Source organism: Chryseobacterium bernardetii, from assembly GCF_003815975.1.
GTDB lineage: Bacteria > Bacteroidota > Bacteroidia > Flavobacteriales > Weeksellaceae > Chryseobacterium > Chryseobacterium bernardetii.
The window spans coordinates 806019-825117 of the sequence record NZ_CP033932.1 but is presented as its reverse complement, the minus strand read 5'-3'; the positions used below and the strand labels follow the sequence as shown (position 1 = coordinate 825117).

Here is a 19099-nt window from a genome sequence, read left to right as displayed (position 1 = left end):
TACTTCAATTAAATATCACAAGAATATTTGAATAAGTTTTAAAATCAATCAACAATAATTTATTACCATTAATACAAGTTTAAACCTGTAAAGCCTGAAAAATAGAACTTTCATTTACTTTTTTCAAGTGTAATGGTGATTTTTTATAACTTTTTTATCATAAATTAACTTTATGAATTTATAAATCACTTAATTTTGATTTAACTGCTCTGTTTTTCGAAAATGCAGTTTCTCTATTGTGGGACATCTTTTTTTTAATAATTTTGTTATGACTCTAAAGATCAGAATTATCTGGCTCTTTAATTATTTAAAAACACATAACAAGAAAACTCAAAACAGATACACATGAAAAAAAATACGTTCACATGGGCAGATTACTTTCTTCATTGCCTATAACTCACCTATAAGAGCTTGATTTAATCACACTATCTTCCAGATAATAAATAGAAAATTCCAATTTTGATTGTAAAGGTTGGGATTGGGACTTTTTTAAATTCTATTATAGGGATTATATATTCATTCACCATCTAAAATACTTTTAATTCTATGCGTATGGAAAAAAAATCGACCTTAAAGATTTTTGCTGCAGTACTTTGTATTGCATCGTCTCATACATGGGCAAGGGCATTATCTGTCCCCAAGCCCGATGAGACCAGTATTGGATTCAACCATAGGGCAGCTTTACCGCCAGGCTCCTATGATCTGGATCCTCTTATCATCATTTCACAGAATGTGAATGAAAAGGGGCTTGTGGTCTTGAGTGGCCAATTTTCCAAGCCTTTTACGGACAATAACATTCTCCTCTCTATCAAGTATCAAAATGCTCAGGGAGAATGGGTGATAGCCTGGTGTAAGACGTTATACTCTTACAATCAGTATAATGAAACTTTAAAAGCAACTTTTGAATTGCCTGCTTCAGCAAGTCCAACTTACAATTTAAAGGTTGAGTTAAGTTCTGACACCAACAATTTTACCAGTGTAGTGTGGAATAAGACAATAAGTCATTACAAACAGGGAGATTATTCCATTGGTAATTGTGACCTGGATGAAAATGAGTATACCATGCTTTTAACTCCCAAAAAAGAGGGTACAATTACTACAGATGCCAATGGAAAAGTTACGGGAATTAAGGATAGAGTAACATCAGCTTATTCCTGGAACAAGCTCAGTAATGTTTTAATGGATAACAAAAAGAATGATGTTGTTTTTTCCCCGACCAATCCATCAGACATTATTACAGATCCCAATGGTGCTAAATCTGTAAAATTAGTTAATACAGGGGCAATCAGTAATCCACTTGGCTCTACTCCTGAATTCATCTATAATGAAGCATCTGGGCATCCTATTCCTTATTTGTACAGCTATGATGATCCGGTATATATGTTTGCCGGGAAATTTTCAGCCAATGGGTTTTTTATAAAATTCAGTCAATGGCCTGGAGATGCTGATGGCCCCGGGTATTTTAATTTCAAAAACCCTACTAATGTAGAAAGCCGGTATTTCAATCTCTATAACAGAACATGGAAAAATTTATCCGAGTTTATTCCTGATCAGGAACCGGTCGTTATTGTATCCAGCCTTGTGACAGGGTTAAGAATTTACAAAAGCGATGGAACTTATATTGACTTAAATCCTAATACTACGAGCAACTATGGAGGTCCATATTTTGGGTATACTAATAATGTAGCAAGAAGAGGCCCCGGTTCTGAAAATTTAAGCATTTCTGACACTTCTGAGATGACTCTGTATGGAGTGGGAGCATTAAGAAATAATGCTACAATAACATATGGACCAATAAGAACATTACCAGATATTGAGAGGGAAATTTCTAAGTTTATTAAGTATACAGGTATTTTCGGAAATACCACAGCTTATAAAAACGATGCATCAGAATGTTCAGTAAACTGTTTTACGATCAATCCAGGTGCTCAATCAGATTTTATAGACTGGACCAAAGCACCGAACAGTTATATTTTTGACATAGAAAAAGATAAAAATAAGAAGGGATTGCTAATACCGGTAAAAAAGGCATATGCAATATGGAAAGATCATTCTAATGCTGATTTTTCTTTTAATAGTCCTATAAGCAGTACCAATGTTAAAGCCTATTTATACTGGGAAGATAAAGCAGGTATAGTAATGTCAGGTAATGATTATGAATTACAAATCAGAGGTACAGGAGAAAATGCGGAAATTGAAGTTCCTATAGATCTGTCAAAAGGAGAAGGTAATGCTGTTGTTTCATTTAATGTTTTTAATGCCGTAAGTAATGATTATGATGTAGTTTGGAGTTGGCACGTTTGGGTAACAGATGATCCTACTATTAACGGTTCTACTTTCAGGCAAGGTTTTGAAACAAGAGTAGATAATTCCCCGATACCAAATGAAGAATGGAAGTGGATGAATAGAAATCTAGGCGCTACCAATGTTAAATTTACAGGTAACGATTCAAATAAATCAATAGGCCTTATGTATCAATGGGGAAGAAAAGATCCTATTCCTCCACTAGGGCACGTAGATGGCTCAACTTATTTTATCAATGGAAAAGCTGGCAAGTATAATGCTGCTGATTTTGGAGAACTAACCCCTCAGACCACAAAAAAAACAGGTTGGATTTTAAGAAATAATATAATAGGGCATGAAAATATAGTAAATAACTTGAAATTTTCTGTAAATAACCCATTGAAAATAATTACTTATGCAGGATGGAATGGTTATGATAACACCGATTATGGAACTTGGTTTTCTGATGTAGAATATAAAGTTTTAGGAACTAGTGAACAGAATAGAGTTTCTTGGGATCTTTGGTCTGATAATAGAAAAGGGCTATACTCTAATGGGCGAAAAGCCACTGATCGCGGTGCAAATGCTACAATTGAGGATATTTTCATAGAAGCAGATAGCAAATCGTATGAACTCAAATCTCCTTATGACCCATGTCCTAATGGTTGGAGAATACCTTCCCACTATGCTGGTAGTTTGGGAAGTAATTTTGGAAATAACATGAGCCCATGGGGAAGATTAAATAGTGGCGCAGATGATGATTTAAATGATAATTCTAAATTTAAATATACGACAGTTAATCCTGTTTTAAGTAGTGTAAAAGTTTATCCGCAAATGGGTTGGGATTTTACAAATCAAGATAATCAATCTACCCCAAGCTACAATAGGAACATAGGGTATCTTCCAATTACAGGAGCTTATGTGTTTTTAGGACCTAATGAAAAAGTAGATTATGTCTCTAGCTTTAACAGAATGGGATATATTAACTGGAGATCAACAGGTGGGCTGCCAACAGCAACCTATTCTCCTTGGAATGGGATAAGAGGAGTAGGAATTGTAAGTGACTTCTTAAGTGATTATTCTGGAAAAATGCTATATACAGTTAATCAAACTTCAATGACTAAAGGTGCAAGTGCATGTAGATGTATAGCAGACCCTAATAAACAATTCATTGAGAGTAATCAAGAGTTTGCTACTCGATATCTTGACGGACCTAATGTAGTAACAGATATAACCAGATTGAAAGAGTGGGCAAAAGAACCTAATAGTTTTATAGCTTATACAAATACCAGCAGTCCTGATGATAGAATTGTAAAAATAAAACTAAAAAAAGCAATTGCAATGGATATGCTGTACTTTAATGGAGAGGGGAATAGAACTTTCAGAGAAGGAACACAAAATAAACCAAGTATCGTATGGACAACTGATAAAAATTTAATCAGTAAAATGGAGATATATCCTAGCTCTAGTAATATTGACGAAAACAGCGAACTTAGGATTACTTTAAATCCCAATGTTATTGGTAACGCAGTAGTTGCTTTCCATAGAGGAAATTCTGGACAATGGGTAAATGGAAAGTTACAAGATCCCATCGTTTGGAGTTGGCATATTTGGGCTCCAAGATCTGTTGTTAATGAATTACCAAAGTACATTACTGAAGAAAATTCTAGTGTAACAACCGATAACGGAATGGTTACTCCCAACACAAGTGGACAAATTATTAATCCTACAAAAAGTGGAGTTGCACCTATGGAAACAATTTTTATGGATAGAGATTTAGGAGCTTTAGAAGATCTTCCAATAGATATTAATACTCCTGATAGGACAGAATCTAATATCAAAACTCACTTTGCAAGTGGATTGCACTATCAATGGGGAAGAAAAGATCCTTTGCCGACTTTCTATTTTAACGGGGGTACCTTATATAGATGTAGTACATGTACTGCTTCCCCTAATGTAACTTATCCAAGCCCTTCTTATCAAGTATTTAGACAAATAGCTGCTACAAATAATGATGGTACTATAAGTTCAACAAGTTATTCAGCAGCAATTTCTGATGCTAACTTTAGAGATAAAACAGCAAGTGGCTATTCAAGGGAATATAATACCTATAAACAAGAAGCAGGAGTCTCTCTAAGCGACAAACCTAATGAAAAAGTAAGGAAAATATTGAAATATTCTGTAGAAAATCCTTTCTATTTTTTATTTCATAATACATCTTTAGATAATGATCCTTCACTCACAACAGCTACTGAGGTCGGTTTTGAAGAAATTGTATATAATTCTGCAGACGCAAGATATGCCAAACAAAATAGAAATGTAGCGAATGCTCAAGTAAAAGACTGGATTTCTGATGAAAGAGAAATGATGCCAGAACGATGGGGACATAATACAGAAAAATCTCCATTTGATCCATGTCCTAGTGGCTATAGAATCCCTGACACTACTATGGCTGGTTTGTTTGGTTATAATAAAGGTTCATCACCTTGGTTTTACAATAAAGGAGTTGCTAATATGCCAAACCAAACAACATACGGAATAGGGCAGGGTGTTGCGGCACAATTAAAAGGTGCTAGTAATAATGCCGTTGGTGAATATAAATACCCAGGGTATATGTTATCTAACTCCAGCAATGTTGCTTATTATGGTTATGATCCATCTGTTACCTATTCGAGATTTAATTCATATTGGGGATGGGTGTTTAATTTCAGCGGATCTAAATACAACATAGGAAATATTCCTACCAGTGGAATTAGAGGGCTTCTTGGTGGAAATGGATGGATACCAAAATCAATAGCGACATCTACGAATACCATGCCAACATTTGCTAATTCTACAGGACTTTGGACAGCATCTTTGGGCGATTTAAACTCAGGGTGGGCAATTGCTCTTAAAATTCAATCACCTACTGTTAGCTATATCGGAGCCGTATCATCAGGAATAGGTGTTTATCCTCAGGCAGCTATGTCTTGTCGTTGTGCAAAAATACAGTATGATGTTAATGGTAAAGAAATCGGAAGGTATGACCCTAATGTATTACCGGTTCAACAATTTGCAGCAGGAAAAGCGGTAAATACATTTGCTAAAAAACAGATTGAGGAAATCCAGAAGGATACAAAAAAACTTACAATTTTCCCTAATCCTGTAAAGAATACTTTATACATCAATGCAGATGATAAAGAATACTATTACCAGATTTATAATGTTTCAGGACAGCTTGTAAAACAAGGGAAATTTGAAAATAAGCAGACTGATCTTTCTTCTTTATTATCCGGAGCCTATTTGGTAAGGATCAACAATTCTGAAACCATAGTGAAGATCATTAAAGAGTAATACGAATAATGTGAAATTTGAAACCGTCTCAGTTTTTGAGACGGTTTTTTTATAAAAAAGGTAAATATCCGTTTAATTGTATCTGAATGACTTAATTGGACTATGATATCTATTTGAGGGAAACTCTTTGATAGTCTTGTTATTACTCATGATACAATCCTCTAAATAATTACAGGTATTCAGTAAAAACTTTAACATATATTAATAATTCCTTTTGTGAAATTAATTACCTTTGTGAGGTTCCAAATTAACAGTATTAAAACACAAATGAGTTCTATTACAAATAACTTTTTGCGATTTTTTTTATTCTTTATTACTCTTTTTGTGATTTTTAAGATTTATTTCGCATACAAGATTGCCAATGGTTATCCTTTTGGAGACTGGCTGATTAATTATCAGGATGGTGGTTTTAAAAGAAGAGGATTACTGGGAACAATCATTTTCTTTATATACGGGAAGTTTCAGATAAAAGTGCAGTATACTGTGTTTTTCTTCCAGTTTCTCTTTCATTTTCTTTTCTTTTATTATCTGGTGCGGCTAATCAATTTGAAAAAATATAATATTCTGGATTTTGTATTTCTATTTACACCATTCTGCTTATGGGGCTTTGTTTCAGATTCGGGTATGGGAGCAAGAAAAGATGGTGTTTTATGGTTTATGCTGTCTTCTTTTACCTATTTTCTTACAAAGGGAAGCATTAGCAAATGGAGATGGTATTCTTTTTATCTGCTGTTTTTTGTTTCTGTATTTATACATGAAAGTTTTGTTTTCTTTTTCCCTTGTTTTGTTGTCTTGTATTATTTCCATACAAAAAAATTCGAACTTTCTAAGTTTATTATGATCTCATTATCGTTCAGTATTCCAGCATTACTTCTGTTTTTTGGAGGTATGAAAAATATTGGATCAGAATATACATTGGATATCATTAAAGCCTGCGGAATCAATTTTCAAAAGGATAATATCTTCGCATGGAAAGAAAATGAGTTTTTCAAATTAGATTATTACCATGAACACCTTTATGGCTATTTACTTTACATCATAACTTTTACATTACAGTTTGTATATGTTATTTTCTATTTACTGATAAGAGAATTTAAGAAAGAAAATATACAGAAACTGGTAGTTTTCTTTTTGGTTTGCCTGTTTTGTACAATACCATTGTTTTTAATTGCCATTGATATTGGAAGATGGCTGTATAATTTATTTATCTTCTGGAGTTTATTGATTATTTCTCTTTTGCCCGCTTATGATATAAAGACCTCTGTTTCTGATTATAAGATTATCTTTTCAAAAAAGAGCATCAGTTTTATATTGTTAGTTTTTCTTTCCAATTTTCTTTATAGAGTTCCTCCTTACCTAAATGGGATTGAAATAGCGGCCCCCTTAAGAAGATTGATGATCTGGTGTGGATATTCATAGAATAATTCAAAAGATAAGCTTAAGTTATGAGATTTTATTAATATTTGATTTTTTTGATAAATTAGCCATATGGACATATTACCCCTTTATTTTATAATTATTTTCATTGTTTTATTATTTCTTACCTTTCAAGAATATTCCGGCGGACATATAGATCCCCGGGTATTATATACCATTTGTTTTTTTCAAATTATCCTGATTGGCTTAAGAAATGAGGTAGGACCAGATTACGGATCTTATAGAGCAATTTTTGACTATTCTTATATTTATGATTATAAGACAATTCTCCTGAGTAATATTCCTTTTACCAATACCCCCAAAATGGGAGTAGAATGGCTGTATGTACTGATGAACAGGATTGTGTATGATCTGGGACTTCCTTTTTATGTAGTGACTCTGTTAGTGGCCATCATCTCACTTACATTATTCTATACATTTTTGATTAAAACTTCGGATTATCCCACTCTTCTACTTTTATTAGGGTTTATTCCCGGAATGTTAATTTCTACAGGAGGCCAGATGAGACAGGCGGTAGCAGGTGGAATTATGTTTTATTCTTTTATTTTTATCAAAGAAAGGAAGCTCTTTAAGTATCTTATATGTGCGTTTTTGGCTGCAGGATTTCACACTTCGGCATGGGCAACCCTGCCATTATATTGGTTGGTAAGAATTCCTATGAGCAAATTCTTAATTTTTGGTTTAGTTTTAGTTTCAATGATATTATCTCCCTTTAAAATATATGAGCAGATTGGAGTCTTTTTAAATACAGTAGCAGGAGGTACTGCAATTTCAGATGGAGTAAACGGATATATGGATGAGCAATACGCGAGAATTAATGGAGGTTTTGGTATACCTGAGATCTTAATGACTCTTTATACATGTTTTATTTTATATTTTAATGATAAATTAGAAGAGAAAAGCCCTTATTATGAATACTATAGAAATGTTACCATAATAGGAATTTGTGCATTTTTCATTCTGAGAGAAAACCCTATCTTAAGTTCCAGATTAGTAGGTGTTTTCATGGGGTTCGTTATGTTGCTTATGGGAAATGCAATTTCAGTTGTCTCTAAAATAGAAAGACGGTTTATTTTTTCAGGGCTTATTTTTATCATATTTTTTAATTTTGTTATTTTTTCAGTTTTTAATGCTAAAAAGGCAAATTACTCTATTGATACCTATAAAAACTTTGTATTACCGTAGTATTGGATGGATTTCTAATTGGTTTTATAACTTAGAAAAAAAATACCTCAGATATGTATAACAGAGTAATCGTTATATCATTTTTCTGAATATTAAAGTGCCTTATGAAGATGAAAAAGATAGCTCAAAATTTTAATATCAAGATTTTTATCTACTTTTTAGTAATAATAACAGCTATATATACTCTTGCTTTTACACTCGCATTTAACCTTAAAGATGACGGGTATATTCTTGCTGACTGGCTTATTAATTATGAAGACGGAGGTTTCAAGAGAAGAGGGCTATCTGGAAGTTTCTTTTTTATTATTCAGGATGTAACAGGGTTCAGTCTTAATTATATTGTTTATTTTTTTCAATTTATAATTATTTCCCTGTTCTTTTGGTGTTATACAAAACTCATCAGATATAAGTTGACAGACTTGCTTTATCTTTCACTTTTGCTCTCTTCTATTGGCTTTGTAGGACTTTTAAATACAGTAACCTATGTAGGGAAAAAAGAATTTATCGTATTTCTTTTGTTTACTTATTTTGTATACCTTTTAGATCATGATAAACTTTCAAAATATAAAGAATATCTCTTCTGCTTATTACTTTTTATAAGTACACTTTTACATGAGGTTACGCTGTTTTACATCCCTTACTTTGCCATTGCTCTCTATGTGAAAAACGGAAAACTGGAGATCAAAAGATATATCAAATACTTCCTTGCAGTAATCATTCCTGCGGCTGCTCTTATTGCATTTGGAAAAAATGTAAACGAAGGAATGTCATTAGAAATACTGAACAAAAGAGGAGTACATCCTACCTACGGGATCTTCTATTGGAACATTGATGAAAGACAGTATATTAAAGAGCATCTTAATGAATACCTGCTTTACTTTATCAGCTTAGGGATAAGTGTATTCCATGTTGGCTATTATTTAAAATATCTAAATGGACGAAAGATTTTATATATATTATTGATAGGCGCCTTTATCTTTTCATTTCCACTGTTTTACCTGGCTATAGACTGGGGCAGGTGGCTGTATATCCACATGATGCTGATAATCATCCTTTTTGCCATGATGCTGAAAAAAGGAGATTCAGTGTATAGCTATGAACCGATAGTCATTAACAGAAAATTCTTCATTACTATGGCTATTATACTGCTCTCACTCCTGTACAGAGTAGAAATGTCCGGAAAAGGATTTACATTCGAAGGAATATTCTACCGGGTATTTGTTGCTCCTGTGGAATTATTAAATAAAATGTGATTTCAAAAAAGTATATAATAAAAAAGCTTTACTTTTGCAAAAAATTTTTTTTAGAATGTCGAAAAATTTAGTAATCGTAGAGTCCCCGGCAAAGGCAAAAACTATTCAGAAATATTTAGGTAAGGATTTTGAAGTAAAATCCAGTTTCGGTCATATCCGGGATCTGCCTAAAAAAGGAATGGGAATAGATCTTGCCACCTTTAGTCCTGATTACGAAGTTTCTGCAGACAAGAAGAAATTGGTTACAGAATTAAAGGCCGCGGTAAAGAAAGCAGACATGGTTTGGCTGGCTTCCGATGAAGACCGCGAGGGAGAAGCCATTGCATGGCACTTAGCAGATGAATTGAAACTGAAGCCTGAAAACAGAAAAAGAATTGTTTTCCACGAGATTACTAAAAATGCCATTCTAAAAGCAATTGAAAATCCAAGGGATATTGATCAGAATTTAGTAAATGCCCAGCAGGCAAGAAGGGTGCTGGACAGAATTGTAGGTTTTGAAATGTCACCGGTTTTATGGAAAAAAGTAAAACCAGGGCTTTCCGCAGGAAGAGTGCAGTCGGTAGCCGTAAGGTTAATTGTTGAAAGAGAAAAGGAAATCCGTGAGTTTGTGCCTAAAGCAAGTTTTAAACTGGACGGAATTTTCTTAAACAATACAGAACAGGAAATTGCTGCCAAACTTAAAAAAGACTTCGGGAAAGAAGCTGAAGCAGAAAAATTCCTTGAACAGGCAAAAACTACAGAATTTAAAGTTCTGAATGTTGAAACCAAGCCTGGAACACGTTCTGCATCTGCACCTTTTACCACTTCCACACTACAGCAGGAAGCTTCTTCAAGATTAGGTTATAATGTAACCAATACCATGCGTCTGGCACAGAGACTGTATGAGGAAGGATTCATTACGTACATGAGAACAGATTCCGTAAACCTTTCTCAGGAAGCCATTGAAGGAGCCAAAAAACAGATTATCTCAGAATACGGAGCAGAATACTCTTCTCCGAGAAATTATACAACAAAATCAGCTTCTGCCCAGGAAGCGCACGAAGCCATCCGTCCTACAGATTTCGGAGTGAAGAGCATTGGAGATGCACAGCTGAATAAGCTGTATCAGCTGATCTACAGAAGAACATTAGCTTCCCAGATGGCGAATGCTAAAATTGAAAAAACAGTAATTGAGATCGGAAATACTTCATTACCACATCATTTTGAAGCTCAGGGGGAAGTAATCATCTTTGATGGTTTCCTTAAAGCTTACGGGATTGTAAAGACTGAAGACGATGATGAGGAAAACAATGAAAAACTATTACCAAAAGTAAAAGTTGGCGAAGTACTAAGCTATAAATCCATTACGGCAACAGAAAAATTTACAAGGCCAAGTGCAAGATATACTGAAGCCGGATTGGTTAGAAAACTTGAAGAATTAGGGATTGGAAGACCGTCTACTTATGCGCCCACTATTCAGACCATCCAGAACAGAGAATATGTGGATAAAAGAGAGATTGAACCACATACCCGTGAAGTAATCAAAATGTCTTTGGTAAAAGATAAAATCAAAAAATCAGTTCTGGAAGAGAAATTCGGTGGAGATAAAAATAAGTTCGTTCCTACAGACATAGGAGAAGTTGTGAATGATTTCTTAACAGATAATTTCAGAGAAATCCTTGATTATGGCTTTACGGCAAGAGTAGAAGAAAGCTTCGACGAAATTGCAAGCGGAGACCAGAAATGGAAAGAAATGATGACAAACTTCTATTCTAAATTCCATCCAAGAATTGAAGATGTAGAAGAAAATGCAGACCGTGCAACAGGAGACAGACTTTTAGGGGTTGATCCGAAGACCGGTAAAAATGTTCATGCCAGAATCGGAAGGTTTGGAGCCATGATCCAGATCGGAGAAACAGATGATGAAGAAAAACCAATCTTCGCGTCATTAATGGCAGGCCAGAATATTGCAACCATTACCTTTGAAGAAGCATTGGAGCTGTTCAAATTACCTTTTGAGCTAAATGATTATGAAGGGCATGCCGTTTCCGTTGGAGTAGGAAGGTTCGGGCCTTATGTAAAGTGGGGAGAAACTTTCATCAGCATTCCGAAAGGAGAAGATCCGCTTTCTGTAGATCAAAACCGTGCGGAAGAGATCATTAACGAGAAGAAAAGAGCGGATGCTCCGATTGCTACATACAAAGGAGAACCTGTAACCAAAGGAACCGGAAGATTCGGGCCGTTCATTAAATACAAAGATATTTTCGTGAATGTTCCGAAGAAATATAACTTTGATAATCTTTCCCAAAGTGATATCAATGAACTGATTGATGCCAAGCTTGAAAAAGAAGCCAACCGATATATCCAGCAATGGGAAAAAGAAAAGATTTCTCTTGAAAACGGTAGATGGGGACCTTTCATCAAATTTGGAAAAGCCATGTTCAAAATTCCAAAGAAAAGTGATGATACCAAGTACGATGCAGAAGAATTGAAAGAAATTTCCCTGGAAGAAGTAAAGAAATGGATCACAGATCAGGATAAAAATGCCTTTGCAGAAAAGAAAAAACCTGCAGCAAAAAAGGCAGCAACTACTAAGAAAACTACAGCTGCTAAAAAGCCGGCAGCTAAGAAGAAATAATATTAATTATATCATACAAAGCCGTTAACAAATTATGTTAACGGCTTTTTTTATGAATAAAAGCCTTCTCAGCATTCCCCAGTTGTAGCGTTTTTTGTATGTTTGTTATACCAAGCAATTATTAAACTATTATACTTTCAGGTTACAATATGGATTTTGAAGACTTTATCATTTCACCAAGGAATTTTAAAACAGAAAGCTGGCAGATCGGAAACCGGATCACAAAAGATATAAAAGAGGACAGTATTGTTCTTTTATTCGTTTCGGATTATAGAGGGGCAGGTGGTGATGCAGAAGTACAGGATTTTACGGCAATAAGGCAAGAATTTTACAAACTTGCACAGCTGGATTTTGAAATTCCGATTGTGGATCTTGGTGATCTCGTCTCAGGTAAATCTGTTCAGGATACCCATTATATTTTGCAGGAAGTATTATCAGCCTGTCATTATAAAAGAGCACTTCCGGTGATTATTGGTGGTTCCAATGATTTTGCTTTTTCATTGTTTTCAGCATTGAATTTCCATCAGAAAAGTATCAATTACACTCAGATCAGCAATATTATTTCCCTTAAACAGGGAGAAGAAATTAATGAATATACTTTCCTGGGGAAAATCTTCGGAGCTAAAAACTTTTCTATTAAAAATTACCACCATTTGGGCTATCAGAAGCATTTAAATGAAATGGATTCTGTGCGGTTGATTAAAGAAGTGGAATTTGATATCGTCCGTTTAGCAGAAATGATGAATTCTACCGAAAGAACAGAGCCTTTCTTCAGAAAAGCAGATCTGGTTACAGTAAATTGTGATGCCATAGAAAGCTTTAGTGAACCGTTCTCTATGAATCCACAGGTAAATGGGCTGAACAGAAGAGAAATTTGCGCCTATATGAAAGAGATCGGGTTGAGTGAAAACCTGAAGACGGTAGGAATATTCAATTATAATATTTATTCAGAGAACCAGCTGAACCATCAGCTCTTAGCACAAATGCTCTGGTATCTCATTGAAGGGATCAATATTCAGTATTCTCATCCCAAGGAAAGACAGTATGAACTGTTCTATGTTTTAATTGATGACAGACAATTTGCATTTAAGCGTGATACTTTCAGTAATTTGTGGTATTTTGGTGACGATGAAAATATAGAAAACTGTATTCCATGCTCAAGAAAGGATTTTGATGATGCTAAGAAAGGCTGGCTGAATGCAAGACTGACGAAATTTTAATGTATGACCAACGTTCCCTCAAGAATTTCAATTATTGTTCCCGTTTATAATGTCGAAAACTATTTGGCAAAATGCCTCGGCTCTCTGGTAAATCAAACCCATCAGAATGTCGAAATTCTTGTAATAAATGATGGAAGCAGAGATAATTCCGGGGAGATCATTAAAAGTTTTGAAGATAAGTATCCCGATAAAATAAAAGCATTTACCAAAGATAATGGAGGGTTAAGTGATGCAAGGAACTTTGGTATAGACAGAGCAACAGGAGATTACATAGGTTTTGTAGATAGTGATGATTATGTTACGGAAACCATGTTTGAAGAAATGCTTCATCTCGCTCAAAAACATCGGGCAGAAATAGTAATCTGTAATATTCAGAAAGTAGATGAAAACGGATCGGTCACCCAAAAGCTGACCCAGATCCCTAATATGCCGGAAAAAATAAAACTGGAAGATCATTTCTCCGTTTTTTCAGATATAAGCTACTTTGCCTGTAATAAATTGTTCAAAAAAGAACTTTTTAATCAGAAAAGATTTAAAAAAGGAGTTCATTTTGAAGATATTCAGCTGATCCCACAGCTGTTGCTGGAGTGTGAAACCATTGCACAGACACAGAATTTTCACTATCAATACCTTGAACGTACGGATTCTATCACCAAAACCCATACGGAAAAAGGACTTGATATACTGAAGGCTGTACAGGATGTGGAAAGTGTATTCAGCCAATCCGTATATGCCCATAAAGAGAAAGAGCTGAGAAACTTTCAGATTTTTGAAGGAGTGTACTCTTTTTTGGCCTATCTGGCCTTCGTAAAAGATGAAACAACATTTTACAGCATGGCTGATAAACTGTCTGTTTTCATAAGAGAAAGACAAATAAAAATTCAAGATATATTGAACTATAGTCGTTTTGGTACAAATTATCTTTTATCTTTGCCAGTGAAAAAAAAGATTTTTTATCTGTTATTTTTTGCCGGACAAAAAAAGTTGATAAGAAGATTGATATAACACAAATGTAAGTGCAATTGTCTCGGACAGTAGAATATGGTGAAAATATGCTTCACCGGTTTAACTGAAGAAATAATGTGTACAGGATAAGAAAAGAATGAAAAACTTTGAATTGTTCTTAAGCGGATCGGGAATACCTATTTTCTATATAAAAATAGGACTAGGCTTTGTATTCTCCTTTTTAATTACCTTTTTCTCAATACCTACTATTGTAAAGATATCCAGGAGGAAGAACCTTATGGATGAACCAGGTATCAGAAGCTCACATCTTAGAAAAATTCCAAATCTTGGAGGCATTGCCATCTTTTATTCCATAGGGATATGCGCCTCTATTTTTGCTTACGAGCTGTTCGACCTGTATAAATTCCTGTTTGCCTCACTAATTATTCTCCTGTATATTGGAGTAATGGATGATATTGTGGTCATGAGGGCATACAAAAAACTTGTAGCTCAGATTTTAGTATCCTCATTAATTGTAATTGGTTCAGATATCAGGATCAGAAGCCTTTTTGGAATATTTGGCGTTTTTGAGCTCGGCTATTTTGTGAGTGTAGTATTCAGTATTGTTACTTTTATTATCCTTATTAATGCTTTCAATCTTATTGATGGAATTGATGGTCTTGCAGGAGGATATTCCGTAATCTGTAGTGCAATGTTTGGAATAAGTTATTATAGGTTAGGTGAATATAACTATCCGTTGGTGGTTCTATCAGTAGTCATTGTAGGAACTGTTTTGGCATTTTTATACTACAACCTTTCAAATTACAGAACCAACAAAGTATTTATGGGAGATACGGGCTCCATGCTTTTAGGTTTTCTGTTGGCTTTTACTTCCATCTGCTTTATAGATATTTTTATTGACAAAAAGCTTGCAGATGTCCCAAGGTATCACCTGCAGTCTGCTCCGGTAGTAGCTGTAGCGATTTTGATATTACCTATTGTGGATACGCTGAATGTAATCTGCGTAAGACTTTATAATAAAAAATCTCCCTTTGATGCAGATAAAAACCATATTCATCACAAACTTCTAAAATTAAACCTTACTCATAGAAGATCCACATTTTATATTATTGTCTACTATTTAATGATTGTAGCAGTAGCCTATTATCTGAGACATATCAATGTGAATCTGCTGTTGTTGATTGTTGTTTTGCTGGGCTTTATGGGAGCATATTTACCGGATTTGATATATCGGTTAAGAAATAACAAAAATTAACAATTAAATATTACTTTTGTAAACAATATTCAAATATGATGAAGAATTTTAAGTATTTATTTTTATTATTACCTTTTTTACTTACCTCGTGCATCACAACAAAGGATGTAAGATATTTACAGCCGAGTGAAAGCCTTGTAATTAATGAAGAAGGTCTTGTTCCCTACAATATTCCTGTTTACAGGATTACCAAAAATGATATGCTTAACCTTAATATTGTGACTACTCCCAAAGGAGATGCAGCACAGTTTTACTCTAGTTACAATACTACAGGCGGAGTAAGTGGCGGAGGAGCTGTAAACAGTGCAGCAATGGGTGGGGGCAGTTCTACAGTCGGAGGAAATGTCAACTTCTATTTTAATGGCCTAAAAGTGGATATTAATGGAGATATTAATGTCTTTGGAATAGGCTACATTAAGGCAGAAGGAAGAACTCTTGATGATGTAGCAAAGGAAATACAGGCTAAGGTAAACGAAAACTTCCAGGAAGGAAAATCGGAAGTAAGACTGAATACGGATGGGATTACCTATTACATACTAGGTGATGTAGAAACTACAGGCCTTTCCGGAGAGAAAGTAGCTCATAAAAATACACTCACAATTACTGAAGCTCTCGCTATTAACGGTGGATTAAACAGAACAATCGACAAAAAAGAAATTGTGATTCACAGAAAGCTTCCGGAAGGTATCAAAATTGCTAAAATAGATCTTACCCGTGAAGATTTGATGAACTCTCCTTACTATTATGTACAGAACGGAGACGAAATCTATCTTAACACCAGAAAGAAAAGCTTGAACGGATTCGGTAAAGATCCTATCCAGACCTTACTTACTGGTGTAACAGCAATTACGACTGCATTAACTCTATATACAATCCTACAAAGACTTTAATCTTATGATTCCAGGAAAAGATACTAAAGTAGGAAAAAGCGAAACTCCCAAAGAGAAGTACGGAACTTTTGCATTGTTTGATATTGAGCATTTTTTAAGAAGGATACTTAAGAACTGGTATTGGTTTGCTTTTATGTTCCTTATCGGTTATGCCATTTCTTGGGCATATAGCAAATATTATGCACAGAATGTATATTCTTCAGATCTATCCCTGAGTATTTCCAATAATACTTCGAGTTATTTCAGCCCTAATCAGTCAATTAACTTCATTTGGGGACAAGGAGGAAATCAGGATGGAATTTATCTGAAAAAAATGCTCCTTTCCAGATCTCACAATGAATATCTGGTTAAAGAATTGGATCTGTTTGTAAATTATTCTACCAAAGGATTTATAAAATCTACTTATTTAGATAAAGATGATTCCCCGGTTTTTCTTGAAATCGACAGAAAACATCTTCAACAGGTAAATTATCCGATTACATTACAGCCAAAAGGAAATGGTGCTTATGAAGTGGTGCTGCCGGAAGAAGGGCAGGCTACAAGTTTGTACAGTTATGAAGCAGAAGGTTTTCAAAATATTAATGCCTACAGCAGACCGGCAAACAAAGTTATTAGAGTAAATGAATGGTATAACTCTCCGAACTTAAGATTCAAGCTGGTTCAGAATCCGATTACTCCCAGTATTAAGTTAGATAATATTATTGTTAATTTAACGACTATAAACCAGACAGTTAATGATATTGTTTCTACTATAGCTGTAAACTTTGATAGAGAGATCAATACCATTATGATCATCAATAAAAGAGGCTATAATCTTAACAGCACAGTAAACTTTCTTAATAAATCAGTAGCTGAACTTCAGAAAAAAAGACTTGAAGATAAAAATACCGTTAATAAGAATACCACAGATTATCTGCAGGGAAGTTTGGATAAGATCCGTAAAAGACTAGATTCTGCAGCAAATGTTATGAATTATCTGAAAACCACAGAAAAACTTTATAACATTAAGGATAGAGATGAAAAGTCTCTGGAAACAATAAAAGATCTTGAAGCTAAAAAAGCAGATATTGTAAGCAAAGTCACCTCACTGAATACGATCAGAAATACACTTCAGTCACAGAATTTTGATAAGATGATCGCTACAAATGCGGCAGGTTTCGAAGATGGAATGTTCTCTGCTTCTGTGAGTGAGCTTAAGGCTCTGTATGCAAAAAGATCAGAATTAGCTACAATCTATAAGCCTGCATCCGAGCCAATGAAGGAAATAAACAGAATGATTAATGAAGCTAAAAACAGCTCTTTTAACAGTCTGAAGAATTACTATAACAAATATTACGATGAGATCAATAAAATTGATCAGAAGGTTGCAGATGCCAATTCCGATTTACAGTCTTATCCTGAAAAAGAAAGAAAGTATCTGGATGCAGAAAGAGGGTATAATATGATTGAAGCTACATATAGCAGTCTTTTAAACAGACAGAATGAGGCACGTTTAAATGTGGCAACCAACCAGTCTGATATCAGTGTAATTGACCCCGCGAAGAATCTTGGGCAGGGACCTATAAGCCCTAATATAAAAATGGCGAAAGCAGGAATAATAGCTATAATGTTATTTATCCCTATCCTGTTTATTCTGATAGGTGAGCTGCTTGATAATAAGATCAGAAATATTAAAGAACTGTTAAGCGTAACAAGAATCCCACTTCTTGGAGTCATTGGAAATAACAGCAGTGAAAATATGCTTACTGTTTTAGAACAGCCGAAATCATCAGTTTCAGAAGCTTTTAGAGGAATCAGAGCTAATATGAGATTCCTGATGGATAACGAAGATGGAAAAGGTAAGGTCATTTTAGTAACCTCTTCTGTTGGAGGAGAAGGAAAAACCTATGTTTCCATTAACCTGGCTTCCGTATTGGGATTAAGCGACAAAAAAACAATTCTGTTAGGAATGGACCTTAGAAAGCCAAAAATCTTTGGCGATTTTAAGATTGATAATAAATATGGTATTTCAAATTATCTTACAGGAGAAGTAGGAATTGATCAGATTATTAATCACACCAAAATCCCGAATCTGGATGTTGCCACTTCAGGACCTATTCCTCCAAACCCTTCAGAATTGCTGATGAGCCAGAGGAACGTTGATTTTATACAGGAGCTTAAAGAAATATATGATTTTATTATCATAGATTCACCACCGGTAGGGTTGGTAGCAGATTCTTATGAAATTATGAAATATTCCGATGCCAATATTTATGTGGTACGTCATGAATATACCGAGAAATATATGATGAAGCTCATCACTGAAAAATATCAGAATAATGAAATTGAACATTTAGGACTTATTTATAATGACTATAATACAAGACAGGGGTACGGATATGGTTACGGCTACGGCTACGGTTATGGCTACGGGTATTTTGATGAAGATAAAAATTATAGAGAACCGTTATTAATTAGGATACGGAATAAAATGCAGACAATGTTTAATAAAAAATAGAGACCTAAACCCTCATTCGATGGGGGTTTTTTCATACTTTGTGTATTTTCATTCTATGAAAAAAAGAATATTTTTGCCACTTTGCCGTTTACTTTATAACAAATTATGTTTTTTTGTTTATTTTTAACTAAACATTAAGATTATCATTAATATAAAAATGTTT

The 19099-nt window shown here is 34.4% G+C and carries 10 protein-coding genes; all 10 read left to right on the top strand.

The features are described 5' to 3' along the window. Nucleotides 1–552: 552 nt before the first annotated feature. The 10 genes from EG339_RS03880 to EG339_RS03835 all read left to right on the top strand — a co-directional run bounded on the left by EG339_RS03880 (nt 553) and on the right by EG339_RS03835 (nt 18936). Nucleotides 553–5616, top strand: a complete 5064-nt coding sequence (locus tag EG339_RS03880) for a T9SS type A sorting domain-containing protein (protein ID WP_164466410.1) — start codon at nt 553–555, stop codon at nt 5614–5616. A gap of 324 nt (nt 5617–5940) precedes the next feature. Next, nucleotides 5941–7035 (top strand): hypothetical protein, encoded by a 1095-nt coding sequence (locus tag EG339_RS03875; protein WP_123868943.1) that lies wholly within the window; start codon nt 5941–5943, stop codon nt 7033–7035. Nucleotides 7036–7104: 69 nt separating this feature from the next. After that, nucleotides 7105–8238, top strand: a complete 1134-nt coding sequence (locus EG339_RS03870; protein WP_123868942.1) for an EpsG family protein — start codon at nt 7105–7107, stop codon at nt 8236–8238. 110 nt (nt 8239–8348) lie between these two features. Next, complete coding sequence (locus tag EG339_RS03865; RefSeq protein WP_123868941.1) at nt 8349–9491, top strand: hypothetical protein; 1143 nt, start codon at nt 8349–8351, stop codon at nt 9489–9491. 55 nt (nt 9492–9546) lie between these two features. After that, nucleotides 9547–12108, top strand: a complete 2562-nt coding sequence (topA, locus tag EG339_RS03860) for a type I DNA topoisomerase (RefSeq protein ID WP_123868940.1) — start codon at nt 9547–9549, stop codon at nt 12106–12108. A gap of 149 nt (nt 12109–12257) precedes the next feature. After that, nucleotides 12258–13328: a formimidoylglutamase gene (locus EG339_RS03855; RefSeq protein ID WP_123868939.1), complete on the top strand. Its 1071-nt coding sequence runs from the start codon at nt 12258–12260 to the stop codon at nt 13326–13328. A gap of 3 nt (nt 13329–13331) precedes the next feature. Further along, nucleotides 13332–14333, top strand: coding sequence for a glycosyltransferase family 2 protein (locus EG339_RS03850; protein WP_123868938.1), 1002 nt, complete (start codon nt 13332–13334; stop codon nt 14331–14333). Nucleotides 14334–14430: 97 nt separating this feature from the next. Next, nucleotides 14431–15549, top strand: coding sequence for a glycosyltransferase family 4 protein (locus EG339_RS03845; RefSeq protein ID WP_123868937.1), 1119 nt, complete (start codon nt 14431–14433; stop codon nt 15547–15549). A 35-nt stretch (nt 15550–15584) separates the two neighbouring features. Next, the gene (locus EG339_RS03840; RefSeq protein WP_123868936.1) at nt 15585–16439 is read left to right on the top strand and encodes a polysaccharide biosynthesis/export family protein; all 855 of its coding nucleotides are present in this window, start codon (nt 15585–15587) and stop codon (nt 16437–16439) included. Between the two features lie 4 nt (nt 16440–16443). Next, entirely contained in the window at nt 16444–18936 is a 2493-nt protein-coding gene (locus EG339_RS03835; RefSeq protein ID WP_123868935.1) for an exopolysaccharide transport family protein, read from the top strand. The last annotated feature ends 163 nt before the right edge of the window (nt 18937–19099 follow it).